A 9,538-nucleotide genomic window follows, 5' to 3' on the forward strand; every position below is an offset into this window, starting at 1 on the left:
CTCGCACGCCTGGATGTGGTTCCGGGATTCCTGGAGCAGGCCGGCGAGGCGCCGGCGGACGAGGACGGCCTCCGGGCCGTACGCCTTGCGGAGCTGGATCGTCCTACGGCCTGCGTGCGGAGGTCACCCGGTAGACGTCGTAGACGCCCTCGACGCCCCGTACGGCCTTCAGGACGTGGCCCAGGTGCTTCGGGTCGCCCATCTCGAAGGTGAACCGGGAGGTGGCCACCCGGTCGCGGGAGGTCTGGACGGCCGCCGAGAGGATGTTGACGTGCTGGTCCGAGAGGACCCGGGTGACGTCCGAGAGCAGCCGGGACCGGTCCAGCGCCTCGACCTGGATGGCGACGAGGAAGACCGAGGACTGGGTGGGCGCCCACTCGACCTCCAGCATCCGTTCGGGCTGCTGGGAGAGCGAGTCGACGTTGACGCAGTCCGCGCGGTGAACCGATACGCCACTGCCACGGGTGACGAACCCGATGATCGGGTCGCCCGGCACCGGGGTGCAGCAGCGGGCCAGCTTGACCCACACGTCGTCGACGCCCTTGACGACGACGCCCGGGTCGGCGTTGCTGCGCCGCTTGCTGCGGGCGCGCGCCGGCGGGATCGACTCCTCGATGTCCTCGTTGGCCGCCTCCTCGCCGCCGAGGGCCGCCACCAGCTTCTGTACGACGCCCTGCGCGGCCACGTGGCCCTCGCCGATCGCCGCGTACAGGGAGGAGATGTCGGGGTAGCGCATCTCGTGCGCGAGGGTGACGAGCGAGTCGCCGGTGAGGATGCGCTGGATCGGCAGGTTCTGCTTGCGCATGGCCCGCGCGAGGGCGTCCTTGCCGTGCTCGATGGCCTCGTCGCGGCGCTCCTTGGAGAACCAGCCGCGGATCTTGTTGCGGGCCCGCGGGGACTTGACGAAGCCCAGCCAGTCGCGGGACGGGCCCGCGCCCTCGGCCTTCGAGGTGAAGACCTCGACCAGGTCGCCGTTGTCGAGCGTGGACTCCAGCGGCACCAGCCGGCCGTTGACCCTGGCGCCAATGGTCCGGTGGCCGACCTCGGTGTGGACGGCGTACGCGAAGTCCACGGGGGTGGCACCGGCGGGCAGCGCGATGACGTCGCCCTTGGGGGTGAAGACGAAGACCTCGTTGCGGGAGAGGTCGAAGCGTAGTGAGTCGAGGAACTCGCCCGGGTCCTCGGTCTCCTTCTGCCAGTCCAGCAGCTGGCGCAGCCAGGCCATGTCGTTGACCGTGTCCTGGCCGGCGCTGCCCTTGGCGGCCTGCGGGACGTCGGTACGGACCTTGGAGGTGCCGGCGACGGTCTGCTGCTTGTACTTCCAGTGCGCGGCGATTCCGTACTCGGCGCGGCGGTGCATGTCGAAGGTGCGGATCTGCAGTTCGACGGGCTTGCCGCTGGGCCCGATGACCGTCGTGTGGAGCGACTGGTACATGTTGAACTTGGGCATCGCGATGTAGTCCTTGAACCGGCCGGGGACCGGGTTCCAGCGCGCGTGCACGGTGCCGAGGGCCGCGTAGCAGTCCCGGACGGTGTCGACGAGGACGCGGATGCCCACCAGGTCGTAGATCTCGGCGAAGTCGCGGCCGCGGACGATCATCTTCTGGTAGACGCTGTAGTAGTGCTTCGGCCGGCCCGTGACGGTGGCCTTGATGCGGGCCGCCCTGAGGTCGACCATGACCTCGTCGGTGACGACGGCGAGGTACTCGTCGCGCTTGGGCGCCCGCTCGGCGACCAGACGGACGATCTCGTCGTACATCTTCGGGTAGAGGATCGCGAAGGAGAGGTCCTCCAGCTCCCACTTGATCGTGTTCATGCCCAGCCGGTGGGCCAGCGGGGCGTAGATCTCGATCGTCTCGCGGGCCTTCTTCTCCTGCTTCTCCCGCTTGAGGTAGCGCATGGTGCGCATGTTGTGCAGCCGGTCGGCGAGCTTGATGACGAGGACGCGCGGGTCCTTGGCCATCGCCACGACCATCTTGCGGACCGTCTCGGCCTGCGCGGCCTCGCCGAACTTCACCCGGTCCAGCTTGGTGACGCCGTCGACGAGGAGGGCCACGGCGTCGCCGAAGTCGCGGCGCAGGTCCTCCAGGCCGTACTCGGTGTCCTCGACGGTGTCGTGCAGCAGACCGGCCATCAGGGTGGCCGGGTCCATGCCGAGCTCGGCGAGGATGGTCGTCACCGCGAGCGGGTGGGTGATGTACGGGTCGCCGCTCTTGCGCTTCTGGCCGCGGTGCCAGCGCTCGGCGACCTGGTACGCCTGTTCGAGTTGGCGCAGCGTCGACGTCTCGATCTTCGGGTCGTTGCTGCGGACTATGCGGAGCAGGGGCTCCAGCACCGGGTTGTACGGGTTCGAGCGCTGGACGCCGAGCCGTGCGAGACGGGCGCGCACCCGGTTCGAGGAGCCGGCCGACTTCGCCGGCGCGGGCTTGACCGGCGGGGCCGGCGGAGCCGGCGGGGGCGTAGCGGGAACCGCCGTGGCCGGCTCGGCCTTCGGGTCGGGCTGCGCGGCGGAGATTGGCTGGACCTCGTCTGGCAAGAGCGCTCCTCTGGGGGTCCCCCCGGACGACGTGTGGGGGAGGATCCGGTGCCCGTGTCCGGTCCGGACAACCCATGGTAGCGAGGGTTCGGCCCCCTCGTTCCGCGAGCCGCTCCCGTGTGCGGCGCCGCACACGGGAGCGGCGGGCACCCGGGATGTCCCGGATACCCGCCGCTCGGCAAGCGAAGAGGTCAGACCACGATCAGCGCGTCCAGCGGCGCCCCGTCCAGCGCGGGCACCAGCTTGGCCCGGCCGGGAAGGAACGACAGCTCCATCAGGACCGCCACGCCCGCGACCTCGGCCCCGGCCCGCCGGATCAGCGAGAGCGAGGCCTCGGCGGTACCACCGGTGGCCAGCACGTCGTCGATGACCATGACCCGGTCACCCGCCGCCAGATCCTCCGCGTGGACCTCGATCTCCGCGGTGCCGTACTCCAGCTCGTACGACTGCGCGAGCGTCGCACCCGGCAGCTTCCCGGCCTTGCGCACCGGCACGAAGCCGATACCGGCCTGCACGGCGACCGGAGCCGCCAGGATGAACCCCCGCGCCTCCAGCCCGACGATCTTCGTCGCCCCGTACCGTCCGGCCAGCTCCACCAGCGCGTCCGTCAGGGCCGCGAAGGCCTTCGGGTCGGCCAGCAGCGGGGTGATGTCCTTGAACATCACGCCCGGCTGCGGGTAGTCCGGGACGTCCTTGATCCGTGCGAGCAGCAGGGCCCGTACGTCCTCGGACAGCGCCGCGGTCAACGCCGCCGCCCCGGCCGGCCCTGCGCCACGACCTGCGGCTCGTCCTCGGACGCGTAGCCGTCGTCCGGGGACTCGCCCTTGGCCGTCGCGGCCGCCCGCTTCGCGAGCACCCGCTTCTTCAGGGCCTTCATCGCCGGCTCCCGCTCCTTGAGGTCCACGACCAGCGGGGTCGCGATGAAGATCGAGGAGTACGCACCGGCCGCGAGGCCGACGAACAGCGACAGCGAGATGTCGTTCAGCATGCCGGCGCCCAGGAAGCCGCCGCCGATGAACAGCAGTGCGGCGACCGGGAGGAGCGCGACGACCGTGGTGTTGATCGAGCGGACCAGGGTGCCGTTGATGCTGCGGTTGGCGACCTCGCTGTACGTCCAGCGGGTCTGCTTGGTGATGTCCTTCGAGCCCTCCTTGAGACCGTCGAAGACGACGACGGTGTCGTAGAGGGAGTAACCGAGGATCGTGAGCAGACCGATGACCGTGCCCGGCGTGACCTCGAAGCCGACGAGCGCGTACACGCCGACGGTGATGGTGAGGTCATGGATCAGGGCGATCAGCGCGGCGACGGCCATCCGCCACTCGAAGGCGATGGCCAGGTAGATCACCACGAGGACCATGAAGACGCCCAGGCCGGTCCAGGCCTTGTTCGCGATCTGCTCGCCCCAGCTGGGTCCGACCAGGTCGGCGTTGATGTCGGCCTCGGTGACCTTGAGGTCGGTGGCGAGGACCTTCTTGACGTCGGTCGCGGCGTCGGTGTCCAGACCGGAGATCTGGATGCGCAGGCCGCCGGTGCCGAGCTCCTGGACGATCGCGTCGTGGCCCGAGGCCTCCTCCGCGGCTTCCGTCGCCTTGGCCACGGAGACGGTCGTCTTCGGGGTGGTGAAGACGGCACCGCCCTTGAACTCGATGCCCATGTTGAGACCCTGGACCGCCAGGGCCACGATCGCCGTGATGGTGATCAGGATGGAAACGCCGTACCAGAGAAAACGCTTGCCGACGAAGTCGTAGCCGACCTCACCGCGGTACAGCTTGGCGCCGAGATCTCCCAGCTTCGACATCTCTCACGCCTCCTTTGCTTCGACGGGGGCGGGGGCGGAACCGGTACGGCGGGACCGGCGCAGCGGGGGCTTGGCACCCAGCCGCTTCGGGTCCAGCCCGGACCACGGGTGACCGCTGGCGAAGAACTTCGTACGCGCCAGCAGCGTCATGACGGGCTTGGTGAAGAGGAACACCACGACCACGTCGAGCAGGGTCGTCAGACCCAGGGTGAAGGCGAAGCCCTGCACCTTGCCGACGGTCACGATGAACAGCACCGCGGCGGCGAGGAACGACACGAAGTCGGAGACCAGGATCGTGCGCCGGGCGCGCGGCCAGGCCCGCTCGACGGCCGGACGCAGGGTGCGGCCCTCCCGGATCTCGTCGCGGATGCGCTCGAAGTACACGATGAAGGAGTCCGCCGTGATGCCGATCGCCACGATCGCGCCGCAGACGGCGGGCAGGTTCAGCGCGAAGCCGATGCCCTTGCCGAGCAGCGCCATGATCGTGTAGGTCAGGATCGCGGAGACCAGGAGGCTCAGGATGGCGACGAACGCCAGGCCCCGGTAGTAGACCAGCAGGTAGATCACCACGAGCAGCAGACCGATGGCACCGGCGATCAGGCCGGCCCGCAGCTGCTCGCCGCCGAGCGCGGCGGTGACGGTGGTGACGCTGTCCTCGCTGAAGGAGAGCGGCAGGGCGCCGTACGAGAGCATGTTGCCGAGGTCCTGCGCGGACTGCTGGGTGAAGCCACCCGAGATCTGGGCGTTGCCGCCCATGATCGCCTGGCTGACGGACGGGTCCGAGACCACGTCGCCGTCGAGCACGATGGCGAACTGGTTCTGCGGCATCTGCTTGGCCGCCAGCTCGCCGGTGACCTTCGCGAAGGCGTCGGAGCCGCGGTCGTTGAAGTCCATCGTGACGATCCACTGACCCGACTGCGGGTCGATGACGCCCTTGGCGCTCTTCACGTCCTTGCCCTCGACGGCGGCCGGACCCAGGACCCACTTGCCCCAGGCCCCGCCGCGCTGACCGCAGGCGAGGGTCGGGTCCGTGGGCTTGGCGCCCTTGATGGCGGTGCGCTGCTTCTCGTCCGTGCAGTCGAGCGCGGCGAACTTGGCCTGCAGATCGGCGGCGGCCGCGTCGTCACCCGTGGCGGGAGCGGACGCGGACGGGGACGGAGCCTTGGTGTCGTCTGCCTTCTTCGACTCGCTCGCCGAGGGCGAGGGAGTGGCGGTGGCGGCCGGGGCCTTGAGGGCCTCGCTGACCGCACGGCCCTGGGAAGTGGCGCTGGACGACGGGGTGGCGGAGGGGCTGGCCTTCTTGCCGTCCTCGGCCTTGGGGGCACCGGAGCCGCTCGCGGAGGGGCTCGGGTTCGGGCTCTGGGTGCCCTCGGGGGCGACGGGGGTGCCGTCCGCGAACGCGATGACCGGGCGGAAGTAGAGCTGGGCGGTCGTGCCCACCTGCTCGCGCGCCTGCTGCTCGTTCGTCCCCTTGGGGATGTTCACGATGATGTGGTCGCGGCCCTGGGTCTGGACCTCCGCCTCGGACACGCCGAGACCGTTGACGCGGCGGTCGATGATGCCGACCGCCGTGTTCATGTTGGTCTCGTTGATGGCGTTCTCTTTGCCGGGCTCGCTCTTGGCCTTGAGCGTGATGCTCGTGCCACCGGCGAGGTCGATGCCCAGCCGGGGAGTCGTCTGCTTGGAGATGAACATCCCCGCGGTGAGCGCCACCATCGCGATCAGGATGATCGCCAGGGCACGCCCCGGCCTCCCCTGAGCCCCCGTGGGCCGCCGGCCCTTCTTCGGTGCTGCCACCTTGTCGTTTCTCCCTGTCCAACCGCCCCGCGCCGGGTCAGCGCGCGGACGGCCACGAATGTGTGGTGGGGACCCCTGCCCCCCGCAGAAGTGTCACTGACGGGGACCGCGGCGGCCGCCGGTCTGGCGCCTCCACGGTCCCCGGCCGCGCGCTACTTCGCGCCGGCCTCGCCGTCGGTCTTGCCGTCCTTGGGCTCTTCGCCGTCCTCGGCCCCGTCCTTCTTGCCCAGGTCGAGCTTGGGAGCCTCGTCCTCGCCCTTGTCCTTGGTGAGGTCGGTCTTCGGCTCCTCGGTGAGGGAGGAGGCGTCGTCCGGGACGACCGGCGTGTCGGTCGTCACGTCTTCGCTGATGCCGTGGACGATGCGGTTGTACTCCGCGTCGTCGAGAACGGCGCCGATGGCGTTCTTGGCGAAGATCGCGTGGACGCCGGGAGCCACCTCGAGGGTGACGGTGTCGTCACCGATCTTCTTCACCGTGGCGTACATGCCGCCGATGGTGCGGACCCCGGTGCCGGGCGTCATGTGGTCGCGCATCTGCGCGGCTGCCTGCTGCTTCTTCTTCGCGGAGCGGGTCATCAGGAACATCGCCCCGATGAGCACGATGAACGGGAGGAGTGTCACGAGATTCACGGGACGGAGATCCTTCGCACGACCGCACGCGGACGGCGGCCTTTTCTACGGGGGGGTGGGCATACCGACCCGAAGGGTCGGCATCGGCGGAGTCTAGGCGAGTCCGCACCTATGGAACAACGCCCAGCATGGCACCGCAGTTCCTGAGGGGGCGAACCTCCGCGCCGTCAGGCCCCGAACAAGCCCTGTTGTCCGCTTGATCCACTCCCACCGTGCTGCGGCGGGACGAGCCCCAGGTGAGCCCATGCGGCGGGCGTCGCGACCCGTCCCCGGGGGGTGCGCGCGAGCAGGCCCTCGCGGACCAGGAAGGGCTCCGCGACCTCTTCCACGGTCTCCCGCTCCTCGCCGACGGCCACGGCGAGGGTGGACAGCCCGACGGGGCCGCCGCCGAACAGCTTCAGCAGCGCCTCCAGCACGGCCCGGTCCAGCCGGTCGAGCCCGCGCGCGTCCACCTCGTACACCTGGAGGGCGGTACCGGCCACCTCGCGGTTGATCACGCCGTCCGCCCGGACCTGGGCGTAGTCGCGGACGCGGCGCAGCAGGCGGTTGGCGATGCGCGGGGTGCCGCGGGAGCGTCCGGCGATCTCGGCGGCGCCGTCGGTGTCGATCTCCACGTCGAGGAGGCGGGCGGAGCGGTGGATGACGCGCTCCAGCTCCTCGGGGGCATAGAACTCCATGTGCCCGGTGAAGCCGAAGCGGTCCCGCAGCGGCGGGGGCAGCAGTCCGGCCCGGGTGGTGGCCCCGACCAGGGTGAAGGGCGGCAGTTCCAGCGGGATCGCGGTGGCCCCGGGACCCTTGCCGACGATCACGTCGACGCGGAAGTCCTCCATGGCCATGTAGAGCATCTCCTCGGCGGGCCGGGACATGCGGTGGATCTCGTCGAGGAAGAGGACCTCGCCCTCCTGGAGGGAGGACAGGATGGCGGCGAGGTCGCCGGCGTGCTGGATGGCGGGGCCGGAGGTGATGCGGATGGGCGCGCCCATCTCGGCCGCGATGATCATCGACAGCGTGGTCTTGCCGAGGCCGGGCGCGCCGGAGAGCAGGACGTGATCGGCGGTGGCCCCGCGCTGCCTGGCCGCCTTCAGGACGAGGTCCAGCTGCTGGCGGACCTTCTCCTGGCCGACGAACTCCCCGAGGTCCTTGGGCCGCAGGGCCGCCTCCACGGCGGTGTCCTCCCCGTCTGCCGAGGCCGCGACGAGTCGCTCGCTCTCGTCTGCGTTGGTCTCGTCGTCCCAGTTCACGGTGTCACTCTGCCTTATCGGTTCGTGCGGCGGTCGGTCGCCTGCGGCGCCGCTGCGGGGGCTCTGAGCCCGAACCCCCGCGCCTCGATCGCCGGGCCGAACTCGGCCCCTGCGGCGTTTGAGGAGCGGGGTGCGGGGCGGAGCCCCGGTCCTTGAGCCCCGCCGGCGCCTGAGGCTCAGGTCGGGCCCCGGCGGCGGCGCGTCGCGGCTAGCGGGCTCGGTTCAGGGACTGCAGGGCGGCTCGCAGGAGCTGCGGGACCGGGGCCGAACCGCCGGCGGCGATCGCGGCTTCGGCCTGCGGCGTCACCGCCGAGACGGCCTCCTCCGCCTCGCGCGACGCGTAGCCCAGCCCGATCAGCGCTGCGGACAGCTGTTCCGTCCAGGGGGCGGGCCCACTGGCCACGGCCCGCTGTGCCCCCACCAGCCCGCTCGCGCCCAGCGGAGCGCCCAGCTTGCCCTTCAGCTCCAGCAGCAGCTTCTGCGCGCCCTTCTTGCCGATGCCGGGCACCGCCACCAGCGCCTTCTCGTCCCCCGTGGAGACGGCCAGCCGCAGCGCGTCCGGGCTGTGCACCCCGAGCATCGCCTGCGCCAGCCTCGGCCCGACCCCGCTCGCGCCCTGCAGGAGCTCGAAGACCTGCCGCTCGTCGTCGTCGGCGAAGCCGTACAGGGTGAGCGAGTCCTCCCGTACGACCAGGGAGGTGGCCAGCCTGGCCTGCTCTCCCATCCGCAGGCCGGCGATGGTGTTCGGCGTGCACTGCACGGCCATGCCCACTCCCCCGACCTCGATCACGGCAAGGGTGGGGGCGAGCGCGGCGACGGCGCCGCTGACGAAGGCGATCATCGGGTACGGCCTTTCGAGCCAGAGGCGTGCAGGGCGACCGCCTGCTGGAGGCGGTTCTGGGCGGGGGCCCGCCAGATGTGGCAGATGGCGAGGGCGAGGGCGTCGGCGGCGTCCGCCGGTTTGGGCGGTTCGGCCAGCCGCAGCAGCCGGGTGACCATCGCGCCGACCTGGGCCTTGTCGGCCCGGCCGCTGCCGGTGACGGCGGCCTTGACCTCGCTCGGGGTGTGCAGGGCGACCGGTATCCCGCGGCGGGCGGCGCACAGCATCGCGACGGCGCTCGCCTGGGCGGTGCCCATCACGGTGCTGACGTTGTGCTGGCTGAACACCCGCTCCACGGCGACGACTTCGGGCCGGTGCGTGTCGAGCCATTCCTCGATGCCCTGCTCGATGGCGACGAGCCGGTGGCCCAACTCCGCGTCCGCGGGGGTGCGTACGACCCCCACCCCGAGCATGGTCAGGGGGCGGCCGGCGACACCCTCGACGACGCCGACACCACATCGCGTCAGCCCCGGGTCCACGCCCAGTACGCGCACCTTCGCCCCCCTCGTTCGCTCATCCGTCCGTGTCGGTGCAGGTTATCGGGCACCACTGACAAAGCAGCGGGGGGGGGGGGGGGGGGGGGGGGGGGGGGGGGGGGGGGGGGGGGGGGGGTGGGGGCGGGGGGGTGCTGTGGGGCCGTCGGACCGGGCGCGAGGT

The 9,538-nt window shown here is 71.1% G+C and carries 8 protein-coding genes; all 8 read right to left on the bottom strand.

Going from position 1 to position 9,538, the window contains the following annotated elements:
- Positions 1-103: 103 nt before the first annotated feature.
- The 8 genes from ACZ4VT_RS35135 to ruvC all read right to left on the bottom strand — a co-directional run bounded on the left by ACZ4VT_RS35135 (position 104) and on the right by ruvC (position 9,375).
- A complete protein-coding gene (locus tag ACZ4VT_RS35135) occupies positions 104-2,536 on the bottom strand; it encodes a RelA/SpoT family protein (protein ID WP_362803165.1) in 2,433 nt (810 codons plus the stop codon).
- A gap of 191 nt (positions 2,537-2,727) precedes the next feature.
- Positions 2,728-3,282: an adenine phosphoribosyltransferase gene (locus ACZ4VT_RS35140; protein ID WP_467955443.1), complete on the bottom strand. Its 555-nt coding sequence runs from the start codon at positions 3,280-3,282 to the stop codon at positions 2,728-2,730.
- On the bottom strand, positions 3,279-4,334 hold the full coding sequence (secF, locus tag ACZ4VT_RS35145) for a protein translocase subunit SecF (protein WP_467955444.1): 1,056 nt from the start codon (positions 4,332-4,334) through the stop codon (positions 3,279-3,281). The genes ACZ4VT_RS35140 and secF overlap by 4 nt, the downstream gene beginning before the upstream one ends.
- A gap of 3 nt (positions 4,335-4,337) precedes the next feature.
- The gene (secD, locus tag ACZ4VT_RS35150; protein WP_467955445.1) at positions 4,338-6,131 is read right to left on the bottom strand and encodes a protein translocase subunit SecD; all 1,794 of its coding nucleotides are present in this window, start codon (positions 6,129-6,131) and stop codon (positions 4,338-4,340) included.
- Between the two features lie 152 nt (positions 6,132-6,283).
- Positions 6,284-6,760 carry a preprotein translocase subunit YajC gene (gene yajC / locus ACZ4VT_RS35155; protein WP_467955446.1) on the bottom strand — a complete coding sequence of 159 codons (477 nt, stop codon included), beginning with the start codon at positions 6,758-6,760 and terminating at the stop codon, positions 6,284-6,286.
- A 167-nt stretch (positions 6,761-6,927) separates the two neighbouring features.
- Complete coding sequence (gene ruvB, locus ACZ4VT_RS35160; RefSeq protein ID WP_030706273.1) at positions 6,928-8,001, bottom strand: Holliday junction branch migration DNA helicase RuvB; 1,074 nt, start codon at positions 7,999-8,001, stop codon at positions 6,928-6,930.
- Positions 8,002-8,209: 208 nt separating this feature from the next.
- Positions 8,210-8,842, bottom strand: coding sequence for a Holliday junction branch migration protein RuvA (ruvA, locus tag ACZ4VT_RS35165; RefSeq protein WP_467955447.1), 633 nt, complete (start codon positions 8,840-8,842; stop codon positions 8,210-8,212).
- Positions 8,839-9,375, bottom strand: a complete 537-nt coding sequence (ruvC, locus tag ACZ4VT_RS35170; RefSeq protein ID WP_351289661.1) for a crossover junction endodeoxyribonuclease RuvC — start codon at positions 9,373-9,375, stop codon at positions 8,839-8,841. The genes ruvA and ruvC overlap by 4 nt, the downstream gene beginning before the upstream one ends.
- Positions 9,376-9,538: the final 163 nt, after the last annotated feature.

The sequence above is a fragment of the Streptomyces sp. NPDC029164 genome, from assembly GCF_055563995.1.

Coding starts and splice junctions, on each gene's coding strand:
- secF (WP_467955444.1), bottom strand. CDS start 4,334: ATGTCGAAGCTGGGAGATCTCGGCGCCAAGCTGTACCGCGGTGAGGTC.
- ruvA (WP_467955447.1), bottom strand. CDS start 8,842: ATGATCGCCTTCGTCAGCGGCGCCGTCGCCGCGCTCGCCCCCACCCTT.